This window comes from Kitasatospora sp. NPDC042419, assembly GCF_056437345.1.
The window spans coordinates 80,782-96,629 of record NZ_JBWKAW010000013.1 but is presented as its reverse complement, the minus strand read 5'-3'; the positions used below and the strand labels follow the sequence as shown (position 1 = coordinate 96,629).

Below are 15,848 nucleotides of genomic sequence, written 5' to 3'. Positions count from 1 at the left end.
CGGACCAACGGTCCTGCCGTCCGGCATGCTCGAAGGCGCCGGGGGCCCGGCTCACGCCGGGCCCCTTGTGCTTTCCGGTCGACCGTCCGCCCGAGGTGTCCGTCAGGCGTCCAGCCTGGCGTACAGGCCCCGGCCCGAACGCCGGGCGCGGCCTGCCTTGGCCAGGCGCTCCAAGGCGGTGCGCACGGCGTTCACGCCCCCCGGTGTGCCGTCGATCCCGAGCGCGGCGACCACGTCCCGGGCCCGCAGGGCCTCTTCGGACTCCGACAGGACCTTGAGGATGCCCTCGGCGGTGGTGCCGGTGCGCCGTCGCGTGGACGCGGGCGCCTCCGGGGTGGCCTCGTCCTTCTGCGGTTCGACGGGCCGGTCCGTCTCCGGCTGCCCGGTGACCTCCTTCGCCGCGGTTCGCTTCGCGGCGCGGCGCGTCCGTGTGCCCGCGTCGGCAACCGTCTCCGTCTGCGTCTGCGTCTCCGTCACCGTCTCCGAAGCCGACGTCGCGACCGGCCGCTTCGCGGCGGCCTTGGCCGTGTTCCTTCGAGCACCGGCCTTCCTGGCCGCGGTCTTCTTGACGGCGCCCTTCACCTCCGCCGCCGCCTCCCCGGCCACGGTCTCCTCGGCCCCGGTCGCCTCGGCGGTGCTCTTCCCGGCCGTGGCCTTCTCCGCCGTCTTCCTGACGGCGGGCTTCCTGACAGCGGGCTTCCGAGCGGCGGGCTTCCTGGCCGCAGGCTTCCTCACGGCGGGCTTCGCGGCCGGGGCGCTGTTCGACACCGGTGCCGGGGTGGCGTCCGGCTCGGCCTCCGGCTCGGCTGCGGGGGCTTCGGCGAGTTGCTCGCGCTCGCCGGCCGCAGTGGGGACCTCCGCATCGGAGTCCTCGGGAACAGCAGCCTCCACCGCTTCCTGAAGAACCGGCGAACTCGGCAGCAGGCGCAGGCTCTCGATCGCGCCACGCAGGGCGTTCTCGTGGGCGACGGCCCTCGCCAACTCGGCCTCGAGTTCACGCCGACGTGTCTCGGCTTCGGGAAGCTCCCGTTCCAGCTGGGAGATGGTGTTGCTGAATCGACTGTCCGTCACGGCTTCTCGTTCCGTCCGTCCGCATGAGCGGGAGAGTGTTGCGACTGTCCCCCCTCCTACCACCGTTGGTGCTGTTTGAAGCGGAAGTGCGTTGTAGGAAAGGAATTTCGCCCGGCCCGACGGGAACCGCGGTGCGCCGACGCCACAACCATCGACATCGCTCCGTCCCGAACTCGCGCCCCCGTCAGCAGAATCCGCCGCGGTCAGGACGGCCTGACGCCCGGATGCGGATCGCCCGCCGGGGCCACGGGCCGCTCGCGGTCGAGGACACACAGGTTCAGGCGGTGCGGGCGCAGGACGGTGGTCAGCCGCACCGGGCGGTCGTCGGGCCGCCGGCCGGGCGGCGCGACCGGGTGCCAGCGGGCCAGGACGGTGGCCAGCGCGATGACCGCCTCGGCGCGGGCGTAGTCGGCTCCGAGGCACTGCCGCGGGCCGTTGGCGAACCCCGCGAACCCCCAACGTGGCAGCGCGGCGGCCCGCTCCGGCAGCCAGCGGTCGGGGTCGAAGCGGGCCGGGTCGGCGAAGATCTGCGGATTGTGGTGGGCGACGTACGGGCTGAGCAGCACCTGGCCCCCACGCGGCAGGGTGCGCCCGCCGAGCTCGGTCTCACGGGTGCACGTGCGCAGCAGGACCCAGCCGGGCGGATACAGCCGCAGCGCCTCGGTCAGCACCCGGTCGGTGCGGGGCAGGCGCGGCAGGTCGGTCCACCCGGCGGGGCGGCCGCCCGGCAGTGCCGCGTCGACCTCCGCCTGCACGGCGGCCAGGACTTCGGGGTGGGCCGTCAGCAGGCGCAGCGTCCAGGAGAGCTGCGACGCGGTCGTCTCGGTACCGGCCAGCAGCAGGGCGACGACCTGGTCGTGCACCTCGGTGTCGGACAGCGCCCGGCCGTCCTCGTCGCGGGCGGCGAGCAGCCCGGCCAGCAGGTCGGTGCGGCCCGGGCCGTGGGCCCGGTGGGTGCGCACCAGGTCCGCGACCGTCCGCTCCAGGGTGCGGAGCGCCGTCCGGTAGCCGGCGCCCGCGGGCAGCCGCATCACCCGCCGCAGGGCGCCGGCGAACGCGGTCTCGAAGGCGTGCTGCAGCCGGTCCGACAGCACGTCCGGGGCCTCGGTGCCGAGCAGGGTGCGGGTCACCACCCGCAGGGTGAACCGGTAGCAGGCGGGGAAGACGTCCACCACCTCGCCGTGCCGCCAGGAGCCGGCCAGCAGCGCCGCCTCCCTGGTCATCACCTCGGCGTAGGCGGCCAGCCGGTCGGGCCGGAACTCCGGTTGCAGCATGCGCCGTTGGCGCCGGTGCTCGGCATGGGCACAGGTGGCCAGCCCGTTGCCGAGGATCTCACGGAACCGCCCGTAGACCGGTCCGCCCTTGTCGAAGGTGCGGTCGTCGGCGTACACCTGCCGGAGCAGTTCCGGGTGGCAGGGCGCCACCATCCGGTAGGGCCCCAGCCGGATCTCCACCAAGTCCCCGTACCGGTGCAGCCGCGCCAGGAACCGCGCCGGATCCCGGACCAGCGCGGGCAGGTGACCGAGCACCGGCACCGCCCCCGGCGGGCTTCCGTGCACATAGGCCGCGGGCGCGGCGCCCCGCGCCGACGAGGAGGTCGAGGACACACCAGCAGGGTAGGCGCACCGGAGAGGGGCGGACAACAGGCACGGACCCGGTTCACCCGGCCGACGGCCCTCGCCCCTTCGAGCGCCTCCACCACGGAAGCTGACCCACATGCTGGGGCACCTCTCGGACGGCGCTGCGCCACCCCGCGGCCGTGGCCACCGTTCGCGGGCCGGCGTGCGGTTGCTTCGCTCAGCCGTCACCGAGGGGCCATCCGCGGCTTCACGGGGCTCGGGCTCGGGCTCGGGTTCGGGTTCGGGCTCGGGTTCGGGTTCGGGCTCGGGCTCGGGCTCGGGTTCGGGCTCGGGGGGATTCGAGCCGGAGACAACGCCCTTCACCTCGCCGTCGGCTGCTCGGAGGAGAGTCCCGTTCTCAGGGGGCGGCGAACAGGCCGGGGAAGGCCGGGGCCAGCCACGGCCGGCGGCCCCAGGCGAACACCCTGCCCCGGGCGAGGGCGCCGGTGGCGCTGTAGCGGCCCAGCGCGATGAGGAGGAACGCCACCGGCTCGGTGAGGATCGTGCAGTCCGGGCGGCGCGGCGGCTCCTGGCTAACCACGGCGGAGCCGTCCGTGAAGGTCACCGCGAACCCGCCCAGTCCGCGGACCCGCAGCCGGTAGCAGGCGCTGTGGCCGGCCGCGGCACGGGCGTCCGTCACCCGGGGCATGGCCGTCCGCAGGAACGGCATCGTCAGCGCGACGCGGTCCCGGTTGATCGGGTGGGGCTTCCCGAGGGCGACGGCGATGTCGTAGAGGTGCCCCAGCATGTGGGTCAGCAGGTAGGCGCCGAGGGTGTCCAGGTCCATCGGGCCGAGCGGGGTCGACACCGGCTCGGTGCCTGCGCGCGAGCCGGCTGCAACTGTGAACTCCCGTGCCTGCCGGGCGATTTCCTCGGCGAGCACCGCGGGATCCCGCTCCGGCCGCTCCGCCAGCGAGGCCGCGTTCGCCGCGGCCAGCGAGCCCGGAGTGCCGTCCCCGTACGGCCGTTCGCGGCCGGCGGCCAGTGCGGCCATCAGCTCGTTCGCCATCGCCAGGTGGGCGGCGGCCTCGGCGACCGTCCACTCGGCGCCGGGTATCGGGGTGTCGCCGCGGCAGCCGGAGAGCAGCGCGACGGCCTCGTCACCGACCGCGGTGACCGCCTCGAAGAGCACGGCGCGCGCGGAATTCGGAGAGTGCGGGGGAAACGGGAGGGTCATGGTGGTGAAGAGTGGCCGACTACCGCACCGCTGTCCAGACCCGCGAGGCGGTCGGAATGCCGCACGGCCGCGGGCCCCGTCCGGGCCGTGCAGCCATCCGGGTGAGCTGCGGCATGAGTGCCACGTCGGGCGGGAACTCCAGCCCTTCCAACGACCGACCACCGCAGAGAAGAGGACCCGCATGGGCAGCCAGGACCAGCACCGGACGAACGAGCACGCCGAAGCCCACCGGACCGCACCCGGTACACCCGCACCCCAGGACCCCGCGCCGACGGCGCCGACCACCGACCAGGCCCAACAGGCGTCCCACACCGCCCCCACGAGCCCCGGCACCTGACACACCGGCACCTGATACATCGTCAACACCGGTGCATGAAGCGACGGACCACGACAGCCCGCCCCCGGGCCGCAGCAGGCCAACGGTGGCCGCAGCCCCGGCAACAGCGGCCCGGGTCGCAGGAGGCGACCGCGGACCGCCCCGGGGCGCGCGTCGTGCGGCACCGCGAGCGGCGGGAGCGCGACGGCCGGCGGGCGGCGGGCCGAGCGGCCCGAGCGGCGCAACCGGCTTCAACCAGCGCCCTGTTCAGGCGGCGCGGCAGAGGGCCGCGGGGTCGGTCGGGGTGGTGGTGCGGGCCAGGGTCGCCGGCACGGGGTGGACGGTCGGGACCGTGTCTGCGGCCCGGGAGCGGTCGCGTGCGAAGACGACCAGGCGCAGGACCGCGAACCGTGCGACGCCGGTGAGCGCGGAGGCGGAGAGGTAGACGGTCTGCGCGAGCATCGCGCCGGGCTCGGCCGTCAGTTGCCGGAGGACGAGCATCGCCAGGCAGGTCACGGCGTACGCCGCCGCCGCCGAGCCGGCCGACTGCAGGTGCTGGCGCCGGGTCGCGCGCCCGCCCGCGCCGAAGGTGAAGCGGGCGTGCAACTCGGTGGCAAGGAGCGTGGAGACCACGGTGGTCAGGGCGTTCGCCAGGACCCAGGGCATCCAGGACGCGAGACCCGTCACGGCGAAGCTGGAGGCGAGCCCCACCCCGCCGCCGCAGACGACGAAGCGGGCGAAGGCCGCCAAGGCTCCGGGCGCCGCCTGCTCCCGGTTCTGTGCTGTCTCCATGACCCGCCCCCTGTGATGACCCACCCCGTGCAACGCGCGCCGGTCCGCCCACGAGACCGCGGGAGGCATCGCCCCCGTGGTCTCCGCGACTCGCCAGCGCCGTTTCTGACAATGGAAACGCTACGTTGCCTTCATGAATGGCGCAACATGGTAGTTGCACAGAATCATCATTGATGCAGCTCAACGCCTTGATTTCGTTGCAAAGAGTCGACGATCGAATGCAATGCGAGCTTGGAAATCGTTGCAACGGATTGTCTGTGAACGCTATGCCACGAGGAGCTGCGGAGCGGCCGTCGGACCGGGCGCTCACCGGCCCCGGAAACGGCGGAACCCGCCTGGGCCGCGTGGCCCAGGCGGGGAAGGTGACAACTGCGCGTCGGCCGGGACCGCGGGGGCGGTAGGCGGGCGGGCCCCGGCGAGCGCGCGAGCGTCCGGCCTCGGATGAGGGGTGAGGGGTGAGGAGTGAGGAGTGAGGAGTGAGGGGCGCGGCTCAGCCGAAGTCGGGGATCGGGTGGTCCGGGGCGAGCGCGGCCGCGATCCGCTGGGTGACCACCTGCGCGGTGTGGCCGTCCGGGGTGGTGCGGCCCTTGGTGGTGGACACGGCGATGGACAGGTGCTCGCACGGGAGGTAGGCCTGGGAGGCGGCGTAGCCGAAGAACAGCGGGTGCTGGGCGACCCAGTCGCCCAGGACGAGCAGGCCCATCCCGTAGTGGGTGGCTTCGGTGTTCGGAATGCAGACCTTCTCCGGGCACTTGCCGGTCGGCGTGCCCAGGCCCACCGTCCCGGGGTTCAGCAGCTCCCGATAGGAGGACGGCGAGAGCAGTTCGCCCGAGCCGATGCCGGCGGCCGAACGGGCCAGGTCGCAGATGTCGGTGGTCTGCACCGCGCCGGGAGCGGTCGTCCACGAGGGGTTCCAGAAGGTGGACTCCTCGTACGTCCCGCGTTCGGCGGTGAAGGCGTGCAGTACGGGCGTGGGGATGTCGGGCGTGGAGCTGTTGCGGGTCTCGTGCAGTCCGAGCGGGTCGGTGACCTTCTGCCGGAGCAGGACGTCCAGCGGCTCCCCCGTGATCTTCTCCAGGGCGGCGCCGAGGAGGACGAAGTTGGCGTGCGAGTAGCTCCAGTTGGTGCCCGGCTCGTACCAGGGCGACCGGCCGGTGGAGATGGCCACCAGTTCCTCGGCCGTCCACTGGCGGAACGGGTCCGCGTAGACGGTGTCGGAGAAGCCCGGGCTGGTGACGTAGTCGACGAGGCCGGTGGTGGAGTCGGCGAGCATGCGCAGGGTGGTCCGGTCGCCGTCCCGGAGGTCGGGCAGCCAGCGCGCGACGGGGTCGTCGAGGCCGACCGTGCCCTCGTCGACCAGCCGCAGCAGCGCCGTGCCCATGTAGCTGATCGCCACGTTGCCGTTGCGGAAGTGCATGGCGGGGTCGGCCGGGACGCCGGTCATCGACTCTCCGAGCGCGGCCGTGACGACCTCGCGGCCCTCGGCGCTGACCCGCAGGATGACCGACTTCAGGTCCAGCTCCGCCTTCGCCTCCTCCGCGATCCGCAGGACGTCGCGTGCGGGGCCGCTGTCGGGCACCCGGGAACCGACACAGGGGTGGCGGCCGTCGCCGCCACCCGCCGTGCCCCCGGCGGCCGCTCCGCCGACGGCTGTCGCAGGAACGCCGAGGGCGACGAGCGCGGTGACCGAGGCCACGCACAGCAGGGACGTCGAACGGGTGGGTCTGAGTCTCATGTCCGCACTATCGGCCGCGGACGCCCGGGAGGCGGCCCGCCGGGAACCCGACCCTCGCGAGGTTCCCCCGTTGGGCCCCACGGGGGAAAGGGAGACCGCGGTCGCCTTCGTCCGCAGGACGCCCGGCGCCCAGCACCTGGGGCCCAGCACCTGGGGCCCGGGTGCCCACACGCGGCACGCCTGCGCGTCGGGTGCCGGGACGACCGCCGGTCCGTCGCGGTACGGGCGGGCAGGGCTTGCCCCGCCCGCCGGACACCCGGCGCGTCCTGTCGTGCCGCCGGTTAGACCGGCGGAACGACAGGACGCTGCGCCGTCCGTTCGCACGGGTACGGTCCGTCCGGCGGTCCCTCGTGGCACCGACGCCCGCGCCCGGACCGCTCCCCACCCTCCGCGTCAGCGCATTCCCGAGGAGCGAGCACCATGCCGCAGCATTCCAACCCGACGGTCGCCCAGGTGACCATGACGCTGGCCGCCCTGGCCGACACGGCCGCCACGCCGCGCCCGTCCGGGGAGAGCCTCCAACAGCAGTCGACCCGAATCCTCCGGGGCATCACGGCGCAACTGGAGATTGCGCAGCTCGCCACGGGAGGCACCTGGGAGCTCGCGTGGCTGGCGTTGAGCCCGGACAACGCCAACATGGCGTACATCGCCCGCAACACCGACGGCTCCAACGAGTTCGCCGTGGTCGTGCGCGGGACGACCCCCAGCCTGGCCGACATCCTGGAGGACCTGGACGTCGGCACGGTCGTCCCCTTCGCCGCCGGCGGATCGCCGGAGCCCGTCGCCGTCTCGAAGGGGGCCATGGACGCCTTCACCCAGATCGCCGGCGCACGCTCGATCATCTCGCCGGCGGAGGCGCGCGCCGCCGGGGAACCCGCGCCGGAGGCCGGCTTCCCCGCTCCGGGCACCGTGCTCCTGGGGGCGCTCGCGGACCTCCTGGAGTCGGTGCCGGCCTTCCCGCAGCCGACCGTCTACGTGACCGGCCACAGTCTGGGCGGCTGCATCGCCACCATGCTCGCGCCCTACCTCCGGGCAAGGCTCTCCACGGGACCGCTCGGACCGGCGTTCGCGCTGGTCACCCACGCCGCTCCGACCGCCGGTCTGCAGGGCTTCGCGGACTACGTCGACTCCCTTCCGTGGCTGGTGCAGGAGCGCCACGTCAACGCCTTCGACCTGGTGCCGCTCGCCTGGGCCGACCTCACCGACGCCGACAGCTGGTACCCGAGCCCGGGACCCGCCGCGACGGACGAGGTGACGGGCCTTCTCGCGGTGATCGCCCGCCGCACGAACGGCAACACCTACGTCCAGCCCGGCACGGCCTCGCTGGAGAACCCCGACTACACCGTCCTGGCGAAGAACCTCACCAACCACACCACTGCGGACTTCCTCGGCCAGGTCTCGTTCCAGCACGCCAACTCGACCTACCTGAGCCTGCTGGGGGCGCCCGCGGTCCCCGCCGGCCCGGTGGTGACGGAGATCGAACCGACCTTCGGTGACGGGAACGAGCCCCTGGTCATCCGCGGCAGCGGATTCACCGCGGACAGCGTGGTCGACTTCGGCACCCTGCCCGCCCACCGGTTCTCCGTCGACTCCGACACGCAGATCACCGCCGCCGTACCGTACGGGATCGGCATCGTCGACGTGCGGGTCACCAACATGTTCGGCACCTCTCCGGCCGTCCCGCTGGGGCAGTTCGCCTTCGGCGGCCCCGCGCCCGTGGTGGTCAGCGCCGTCAGCCCGACCAGTGGGAGGGCCCTCAGCCAGGTCACGATCACCGGCTCGGGGTTCACCGCCGCCGCCACCGTGCAGTTCAAGGAGACGGCGGCCAAGATCCTTTCCCAGTCACCCACCCAGCTCACGGTGGTCGTACCGGTGCGGTTCGACGACCGTCAGACGGTCGACATCACCGTGACGTCCGGCGTGGCGACCTCTCCCACCAGCCCCGCCGACGAGTTCACCTACACCGGGCTGTGACGCGCGCTGCACGACCGGCCGGTGACCGGCCCGGGCGCAGCCGTAGAGTCCAGCGGTTCGGGCCGTGACCGTAAATCCTTCGGCTCAGGCCGGTGAGCAACTGTCATTTCTCCGGGCCCGAACCGAAGGATTTCCCGTCACCATGAACGCAACCGCAAGCGAAACCGCGACCGCCCGTGCCCACCGGCAGACCGGCAGGCCCACGGGCCCGAAGTGACGGAGGAACGGATGCCGGACAGGCGGCCGATCGCCGGGGGCATCACCCTGGTCTCCTCCATCGAGAGCACGGTGCTGTCGATCGACGAACCGGGACACCACGATCCTTGGGGCGCACGACGTCCGGGCTCGCGCCCGTCCCTCCCCCCGTCCCCGTCCCCGGGAGCGAGCTGCCGTGACGATCGATCCGTCCCGGCGGCGGTGACCGCGTGCGGCGGGTCTCGGCCATGACTTGCCGTGCCCGGTTGGGCGGGGAACGCGGGCGGGAAGGCTGCCCTGTGACCGCTTCGTCGTGGTGGGGAGTGTCGTAGTGCGCAGAGGTGTGGGTACGACCGCTCAGAAGGGGCACCCGTTCGGTCGCCGGCCTGCCGGCGGGTTGGCCGACGTGCTGTGGGACTGGTCGAAGTCCGGCACCCGCAACGCGGTGCGCAACCGGCTGCTGCGGCGACTGCCAGGCGTCGGTTCCGCGGCGGCGTACCGGTTCGGGCTGGTCGAACGGCCGCACTACGCCTACGGGGTGCGCCGGGCCACCGAGTCGGCCGCGCGGCTGGGACACCCGGGCGTCACGGTGGTCGAGTTCGGGGTGGCCGGGGGAAACGGACTGCTGGCCCTCGCCGAGCACGCCCGGTACTACGCCGCCGCCACCGGTGTGGCGGTGCGGGTGGTCGGCTTCGACGGCGGCGCGGGACTGCCCCCTGCCAAGGACCCCCGCGACATGCCCTACCTGTTCGCTCCCGGCTTCTACACCATGGACCACGACCGGCTGCGCGCCCGCCTGGGCTCGTCCGAGCTGGTGATCGGCGACCTCGCCCGAACCCTGCCCCACTACCTCGACACCCACGCCGACGTGCTGCGCGACCATCCGGTCGGCTTCGTCTCCCTCGACCTGGACTACTACTCCTCGACGGCGACCGCCCTCGACCTGTTCCGGGCCCCGGGGCACGGGCACCTCCTGCCCCGGGTCACGCTCTACCTCGACGACCTGCCGGGAACCATCGAGCAGATCGGCGAGGCCGCCGCGATCGCCGACTTCAACGCCGCCCACCCGGACCGGCCGATCGGACGGGTCCTGGGCCTGCGCGCGTTCACGCCGTTCGACCCGCCGTGGGCCGACCAGATCCACGCCCACCACCGGCTGGACCACCCGGACTACGCACGCCTGGAAGCCGGCGCCACCGGCGACCAGCTCCCCCTCGCCCCCGCCCGGCGACCGCGCGGACGCTGACCCGGCACCGGAGCGGCAGCAGCGGACGGCAGGCCCGGCAGGCAAGCCGGGCGGACAGGACGGGGCGGACAGCACCGAGAGGGCAGGACGGGCCGGGACCGGACGGCAGCGGCCGCCGGTCCGGCTCGGCCCGCTACTCCACCCGGTTCCAGCCACCCTGGCACTGCCACAACGGCTCGTCCGGAGAGGCCGGCGCCACCTCGTCCGCGTAGGCGTACGCGCCGTCGACGACGGCGAGCAGGAACGCCGAGAATCCGCCGTCGAAGCGATCCCACTCCTCCAGGCTCCGGAAGAAGGCCACCACCGGCCAGGACTCCGGATCGTCACCCTCCGTCAGCCAGAAGAACCGGTCCGCGTTCAGATTGGACCCCCAGGAGAGAAGTCCCCCGGGCTCGGGGTGAACGGGGTACGGGCATTCCGGGTCGGCGGCCAGCTCGGCGGCGATCCCCTCCGTCGTCAGCCGGACGAAGCCGGGGAAGCCGACGATCGGCCCGCCGTCGTAGGAGCGCAAGGTCGGAATCGTCACCGACAGCTCGCCGTTGATCCGAACGCATCCGTATCGGTCGACGAACTCCCTGTAGTCCGTGGGGAAGGCGAAGCCGACCTCCGCGGCGGAGCGCTCCCACGGTACGGCCGCCGGCTGCTGCGGCGGCGCGCCGAGGATCCGGGCCAGGCGGTCGTTCTCCGTATTCATCTTCCGTCCGCTCCTCGTGCTGCCCGGGTCGGCCTCGCCCGTGCCACGACCGCAGGCACGATGTGGAGGCGGTGGTGCGGCAGCGCGTTGCCGTGGTCGGTCACGGGACGAGGGTACTCAGCCGGTGACCGGCCGGGGCCGTCGGCTTCCGGCGGGCCCGGCCAGGCTGTCGGTGCTCAGCTGGCAGGAGGCGAATCGACTTCGCCGCCGACGCCGGAGTGTCCTGCCCGGAACGCCGACGACGTACGCCGTCACCGTCACCGTCACGTGCTGTCGGACGGGTTGCCGAAGACCCTCACCACCGCATCGGTGACGGATGAGCTCAGCCGCGCGGGGGCGCTGCCGACCCCCGGCAGGTTCAACGCCGCTTCACGCACGTTCAGCGAGTTGCGGGATCCGCCGTCCCTGCCACCCGCCGTCCGGCCACCCGCCGCCCCGACGGCCCGTACGCGCCGGGTGGAGCCGGATAGGGTTCCGGCATGACGGATACGGGGGGCATCCGGCTCGACCTCGCGGGAATCGAGCGGGCGCTCGAACACAACGGGTACGACGGCTGCCACGTCGAGTTCGTACCGGACCGCCCCGGCGGTTCGCGGTGGGACGGCGACAACACGCCTCTGCTCGCAGCGACGTCGGCGGCACTGGCGGTCACGGACGGGGGCGGCCCGGGCGAAACGATGTGGGGCCAGGGCCCGGTACTCACCCTGGACGGCGCCGGCCTGACGCTCAAGAGTTACGCGGGCCCCGATTCGCTGACCACCTGGCTCGGCGCGTTCTGCACGTCACTGCGGCGGCAGGGGCTGACGGGCCTGGTCCGTGCGACACCGTGTGTGAAGCCACCGCGCCGGCTGCAGCTCGGGCCCGAGCCGAGAGCCACGGCGTTCCTCGCCCTCGACCACGCGCTCATCGAGCACTCCGACGTCCGCCCGTGGTCCGGTCGCGCGGCCGCCTGGACCGCGCGCGGCGGCGGAGACGCGCACCTGAGCGCGACACCGCTCCTCCAGCACGACCCCGCCCCACCGACGGAGGTCGCGGCGCACCTGGCCGCGGCGCTGCGCTGCTCCGACACCGCCGCGCTCGTCCAGCTCGACGGTTCGCAGGTCCGCGCCTCCCGGGTGTTCGCGCAGCAGGACGGACTGGTCGTCTACCAGGCCTACGATCCCGCTCGCCCGTGGGCCGAACCGGTCGCCCGCGCCCGGGAGGCCGTGGTCGCCGAGGCGGACCGGGCACGGCTCGCGTTCATCGCCATGACCGACCGGTGGGCCTACGGCTGGGAGCAGCGCGGCAGGGCGCTTCCCCCGCTGCCCACCGTCCCCGTGGACGCCCTGCGGTCCAACACCGTTGCCTGGCGTCGGCACGTGCCGGACGCCCACGGCGTCCAGGTCCTCACCCGCGCCCACCTCGACCGGGCCGACGACCTGTCCGGGTGGGCCGCCACGGAGATCGGGCCGGGCCGCTTCCTGGTGGAGGACCCCGATCCGGCGGCCTGGTTCTCCCCCGGCGGCCCGTCCCTCGAAGTCGTCGAGCGGGCGCGCCGAGACTTCGGACGGCTCATCGTCCCGGTCGGGGGCCTGGACTGATCCACCGATGCCCCGGGGCAGCCGCTCGCTCCCGGTCCGCGGGCCGGGCGGCCGCCTCGTGAGCCTCCTCGCTCCCGCCCCCGCCGGTCGTGCCGTCGGGGGGCGCTCGGCGAGGGCGTCGTGGGGGTGGGGGTGGGCGGGTCGGTGGTCCGGACGGGACGGTCAGGGCCGGGGTGTGACGACGGGGCGCCGGTCCGGGCGGCGCGTGGGAGGCCTCGGGGGCAGCGGGTGGGCCCGGGGCAGGCCTTCCAGCGGACGGGCCTACGCCTCCCCGTCGGCGCCGAGGGCGTACAGGCCGGGGAGGTTGACCACGATGGCCTCCTGGGTGCTGCGGGCGATCACGACCACGGCCTCCTCGTCGGGGTCCGGGTTCTCCTCACGGTGCGGGACGAACGGCGGGACGAAGATGTAGTCGCCGGGGCCGGTGCGCAGCCGGATCTCCTCCGGTGTGCCGGAGGAGTCGTCGACGAACACGAACTCGGGGTGGCCGCTGACGACATGGATGGCGGTCTCGGATTCGCCGTGGTGGTGGTCGGACGACGCGGTCGCGGGCGCGACGTGGGTCTGCCCCATCCAGAGCTTCTCGGAACCGACCGTCCGCCCGCTGATGGCCGCGAAGCGGCGCATCCCGCCGGTCTGGGCGGTGTCGCCGTCGAGGTCGCCGGCGCGGACGTGGTGCAGGCGGGCGCGCAGGCCGGTGCCGGGGGCGGCTTCGCCGTGGTGCAGGTGGGGGTGGAAGCCGGTGCCCGCCTGGGTCACCACGGGGAGGTCTGCCCGGCCCTCCCCGGAGCCGTCGGCGGGCGGGTGGTGCGGGGGGCGGGCGGTGGACATGGCGGCTCCTCGGTCGGGGCGACGGCAGGGCGATGGCAGGGCGACGGCGGCTGGCGGTGGGCGGGGCGGCGGGGTGAGGGCTGGATGAGGGTGAGCGGGACGGCAGGCGGGCGCGGGGCAGTGCGGGGCGGTGCGGGGCGGGAAGGAGCGGGCGCCCGTGGCGGAGGGGGGCGGACACGCGCCTGGATGCGGCGGTCCGGCGCCTGACGGAATGTCCCGGCCGACTTCGGACGCTAGGCCCAGCGGGAAAAGGATGTCAAGAGGTGTCCTTTTCGGCCACGTCCTCCGCACCGCCGCGGACAAGGGACTTGAGCACGACCGCGACCGGGGGATACTCGGCCCATGCATATCTCCGCCAAGGCGGACTACGCCGCTCGGGCTCTGGTCGAGCTCGCCTGCGACACGTCCCGCCCGCTGACCTGTGAGGCCATCGCCGCCTCCCAGGGCATCCCGTTCCGATTCCTGAAGTCCGTGGTGGGCGAGCTGCGGCGAGCCGGGCTGGTCCGCAGTCAGCGCGGCTGCGAGGGCGGTTACTGGCTGGGCCGGGCCGCCGCCGAGATCACCCTGCTGGACGTGGTCCGCGCGGTCGACGGCGAGGTCATCACGCTGCGCGGTGAACCGCTGGCCGGCCTCGACTACCCCGGCCCCGCGCAGGGACTGCCCGCGGTGTGGCGCAGTGTGGAGGACCGCGCCGTGGAGATCCTCGCGGAGACCACCGTGGCGCACCTCGTCGGGACGGCCCGGCAGGCGGCACCCGCATGACGCCCGGCCAGGCGGCGGGGCCGGCCGGGCCGGCGGAGCACGAAGCGGCGGGGCACGGGCCGGCCGGACGCGAGCCGGCAGGGCACGGGCCGGCGGACAGCCCGGCGCACGGCCCGGCGCACGGCCCGCCGGACGGCCCCGCGTCCGTGGAGGTCGCGGAGTACACCGACCCGATGTGCCCGTGGTCCTGGGGTGCCGAGCCCCGGCTGCGGCGGCTGTTGCGGGAGCTCGGAGGCGCGGTCCGGCACCGCCGGGTGTTCGGCATCCTGTTCGACGACGGCGAGGAGCCCGCGCCCGACCCCGCGGCCGAGACCGCCTGGTACGCCCGGTACGTCGCGGAGGTGGCCGGGCACACCGGCGCCCCGCGCGCCGCCCGGCTGCGGTGGGTGGCGGAGAGCAGCTGGCCGTCCTCGCTGGCCTCGGCCGCCGCCGAGGCCCAGGGGCCGCTGGTGGCCGAGCGGGTACTGCGACGGCTGCGGGAGAGCGCGTTCGTGCTCGGCGAGCCGGCCGACACCCCCGACCGGGTGAGGGCGGCGCTGGCCGGGATCCCCGGCCTCGACGAGGGGCGGCTGCTGGCCGCGGTGGCCGACCCGGCCGTGCGCGAGCGGGTCCGCCGGGACCGCGCCGAGGCGCGCCGGCCGAGGCCGGAGGTGATCGGCCTGCGCGGCAGCGGCCCGCACCCGGGGGCGGCCAAGGAGACCGAGGACGGGCACCGCTACGCGCTGCCGACGCTGGTGTTCAGCGGTCCGGCCGGCTGCCTGGCGGTGCCGGGATGGCGGACGGTCGAGGAGTACCTGGCCGCGGCGGTGGCCGTCGCGCCCGGCCTCCGGGCGGGGGGCCGCCCGGAGCCGACGGCGACGGAGCTGCTGGAGCGCTACCGGAGCCTGAGCGAGCCGGAGGTGACCGGGGCACCGGGGGCACTGCCCGAGGACGCGCTGCGGGTGACGACCGGCCACGGCGTGCTGGTGCTGCACCCCGGGGAGCGCCCGGGCCCGGCTTGGGCGGCGGCGCACCGCTCCCCCGGGGCCGTCGCCGACGCCTGAGGCCTCACCGGACCCGGGGGCTCGACCGGGAAAGACCCGGGAGAACGGTCGGAGGCAGGCCGGAGAGCGATCCGGGGCGAGCGGCCGTCCGGCCCGCGAGACGGACGGCCGGGCGGGCGCCCGAGCGGTGAGACGTCACACGGCCGTCGCAGCACGCGCGGCTCCCCGGAGCGTGTGCCGACGCGGTACCGGCCCTCCGTGGGCGACGCAAGAGCGCGGCGTGAACGGCGTGTTGAGGGAGTGTTGCAGCGCTCCCGCAGCAAACAGACACCTTTTGGTATCCATTGACAGCAGGCCGCTGACCTGGCCAGGATGAGCGCATGAACCCCACGCACCCCGTCCCGGTGCGCCGCTCCACGAGCCACCGACGCGCCGGCAACGACCTCTGTTGTTGACCGCGCCCCGGCCAGGCGGCCACCCCGCCGCCGGGCCCCGCCCCGGCCCTCGCGGCCGGTAGTGCCGTACCGCCGAAGCCCCCCGGCCGCGGCCGGACGCGACCTCTACCGCCGCACCGTGCCGCAGCACAGCGAACACGGTGCCGGACCTCACCGCACCCCGGCAGCAGGCACCCGCGCACAGCACCGCACAGCACCGCGCGCAGCACCGAGTCGAACCGCCACACAGGGGCGTGCCACCGACGCGTCCACGCGCCGACACCCCGCCCGGACGACCCGCGCCACGCGTCGCACGGCCCCGCCGACCCCACTCACCACGCCCACCCATCACGCCCACTCGTCGCGCCCACCCACCGCGCCAGCCGACTCCGCCCCGCCCCACCCCGCCGCGAGCCCCGCCCCTGCCGTACGCCCGAGC

The 15,848-nt window shown here is 74.4% G+C and carries 13 protein-coding genes; 6 read left to right on the top strand and 7 right to left on the bottom strand.

Going from position 1 to position 15,848, the window contains the following annotated elements; genetic code table 11:
* Nucleotides 1–102: 102 nt before the first annotated feature.
* The 3 genes from AC067J_RS23895 to AC067J_RS23885 form a co-directional block, all read right to left on the bottom strand.
* Nucleotides 103–1,071 carry a histone H1-like repetitive region-containing protein gene (locus AC067J_RS23895; protein ID WP_478302312.1) on the bottom strand — a complete coding sequence of 323 codons (969 nt, stop codon included), beginning with the start codon at nucleotides 1,069–1,071 and terminating at the stop codon, nucleotides 103–105.
* A gap of 203 nt (nucleotides 1,072–1,274) precedes the next feature.
* Nucleotides 1,275–2,678, bottom strand: coding sequence for a cytochrome P450 (locus AC067J_RS23890; RefSeq protein WP_478302310.1), 1,404 nt, complete (start codon nucleotides 2,676–2,678; stop codon nucleotides 1,275–1,277).
* Between the two features lie 370 nt (nucleotides 2,679–3,048).
* Nucleotides 3,049–3,867: a maleylpyruvate isomerase family mycothiol-dependent enzyme gene (locus AC067J_RS23885; protein ID WP_478302308.1), complete on the bottom strand. Its 819-nt coding sequence runs from the start codon at nucleotides 3,865–3,867 to the stop codon at nucleotides 3,049–3,051.
* Nucleotides 3,868–4,048: 181 nt separating this feature from the next.
* Here AC067J_RS23885 and AC067J_RS23880 point away from each other — a divergent pair, with 181 nt between their 5' ends.
* Nucleotides 4,049–4,204, top strand: a complete 156-nt coding sequence (locus AC067J_RS23880; RefSeq protein WP_478302306.1) for a hypothetical protein — start codon at nucleotides 4,049–4,051, stop codon at nucleotides 4,202–4,204.
* Between the two features lie 246 nt (nucleotides 4,205–4,450).
* Here AC067J_RS23880 and AC067J_RS23875 read toward each other — a convergent pair whose 3' ends face one another.
* Both AC067J_RS23875 and AC067J_RS23870 read right to left on the bottom strand, forming a co-directional pair.
* Complete coding sequence (locus tag AC067J_RS23875; protein WP_478302305.1) at nucleotides 4,451–4,975, bottom strand: GtrA domain-containing protein; 525 nt, start codon at nucleotides 4,973–4,975, stop codon at nucleotides 4,451–4,453.
* 490 nt (nucleotides 4,976–5,465) lie between these two features.
* Nucleotides 5,466–6,710, bottom strand: coding sequence for a serine hydrolase domain-containing protein (locus AC067J_RS23870; RefSeq protein WP_478302303.1), 1,245 nt, complete (start codon nucleotides 6,708–6,710; stop codon nucleotides 5,466–5,468).
* Nucleotides 6,711–7,130: 420 nt separating this feature from the next.
* Between AC067J_RS23870 and AC067J_RS23865 the strand changes: the two genes are divergently transcribed.
* Nucleotides 7,131–8,684 carry an IPT/TIG domain-containing protein gene (locus AC067J_RS23865; RefSeq protein ID WP_478302301.1) on the top strand — a complete coding sequence of 518 codons (1,554 nt, stop codon included), beginning with the start codon at nucleotides 7,131–7,133 and terminating at the stop codon, nucleotides 8,682–8,684.
* A 601-nt stretch (nucleotides 8,685–9,285) separates the two neighbouring features.
* A complete protein-coding gene (locus AC067J_RS23860) occupies nucleotides 9,286–10,125 on the top strand; it encodes a hypothetical protein (RefSeq protein WP_478302527.1) in 840 nt (279 codons plus the stop codon).
* A gap of 133 nt (nucleotides 10,126–10,258) precedes the next feature.
* On the opposite strand, the gene AC067J_RS23855 is transcribed toward AC067J_RS23860, so the two are convergent.
* Entirely contained in the window at nucleotides 10,259–10,819 is a 561-nt protein-coding gene (locus tag AC067J_RS23855; protein ID WP_478302299.1) for a hypothetical protein, read from the bottom strand.
* A 479-nt stretch (nucleotides 10,820–11,298) separates the two neighbouring features.
* Between AC067J_RS23855 and AC067J_RS23850 the strand changes: the two genes are divergently transcribed.
* Entirely contained in the window at nucleotides 11,299–12,399 is a 1,101-nt protein-coding gene (locus AC067J_RS23850) for a hypothetical protein (RefSeq protein ID WP_478302298.1), read from the top strand.
* 261 nt (nucleotides 12,400–12,660) lie between these two features.
* On the opposite strand, the gene AC067J_RS23845 is transcribed toward AC067J_RS23850, so the two are convergent.
* Nucleotides 12,661–13,230, bottom strand: coding sequence for a cupin domain-containing protein (locus AC067J_RS23845; protein ID WP_478302296.1), 570 nt, complete (start codon nucleotides 13,228–13,230; stop codon nucleotides 12,661–12,663).
* Between the two features lie 342 nt (nucleotides 13,231–13,572).
* Here AC067J_RS23845 and AC067J_RS23840 point away from each other — a divergent pair, with 342 nt between their 5' ends.
* Complete coding sequence (locus AC067J_RS23840) at nucleotides 13,573–13,992, top strand: RrF2 family transcriptional regulator (RefSeq protein WP_478302294.1); 420 nt, start codon at nucleotides 13,573–13,575, stop codon at nucleotides 13,990–13,992.
* Complete coding sequence (locus AC067J_RS23835) at nucleotides 13,989–15,035, top strand: DsbA family oxidoreductase (protein WP_478302292.1); 1,047 nt, start codon at nucleotides 13,989–13,991, stop codon at nucleotides 15,033–15,035. Before AC067J_RS23840 ends, AC067J_RS23835 begins: the two co-directional genes overlap by 4 nt.
* The last annotated feature ends 813 nt before the right edge of the window (nucleotides 15,036–15,848 follow it).

What these genes read in the sequence shown, in the direction of transcription:
- AC067J_RS23855 (WP_478302299.1), bottom strand. Translation starts at nt 10,819, where the DNA reads ATGAATACGGAGAACGACCGCCTGGCCCGGATCCTCGGCGCGCCGCCG.
- AC067J_RS23850 (WP_478302298.1), top strand. Translation starts at nt 11,299, where the DNA reads ATGACGGATACGGGGGGCATCCGGCTCGACCTCGCGGGAATCGAGCGG.
- AC067J_RS23835 (WP_478302292.1), top strand. Translation starts at nt 13,989, where the DNA reads ATGACGCCCGGCCAGGCGGCGGGGCCGGCCGGGCCGGCGGAGCACGAA.
- AC067J_RS23870 (WP_478302303.1), bottom strand. Translation starts at nt 6,710, where the DNA reads ATGAGACTCAGACCCACCCGTTCGACGTCCCTGCTGTGCGTGGCCTCG.
- AC067J_RS23880 (WP_478302306.1), top strand. Translation starts at nt 4,049, where the DNA reads ATGGGCAGCCAGGACCAGCACCGGACGAACGAGCACGCCGAAGCCCAC.
- AC067J_RS23875 (WP_478302305.1), bottom strand. Translation starts at nt 4,975, where the DNA reads ATGGAGACAGCACAGAACCGGGAGCAGGCGGCGCCCGGAGCCTTGGCG.
- AC067J_RS23840 (WP_478302294.1), top strand. Translation starts at nt 13,573, where the DNA reads ATGCATATCTCCGCCAAGGCGGACTACGCCGCTCGGGCTCTGGTCGAG.
- AC067J_RS23845 (WP_478302296.1), bottom strand. Translation starts at nt 13,230, where the DNA reads ATGTCCACCGCCCGCCCCCCGCACCACCCGCCCGCCGACGGCTCCGGG.
- AC067J_RS23885 (WP_478302308.1), bottom strand. Translation starts at nt 3,867, where the DNA reads ATGACCCTCCCGTTTCCCCCGCACTCTCCGAATTCCGCGCGCGCCGTG.
- AC067J_RS23865 (WP_478302301.1), top strand. Translation starts at nt 7,131, where the DNA reads ATGCCGCAGCATTCCAACCCGACGGTCGCCCAGGTGACCATGACGCTG.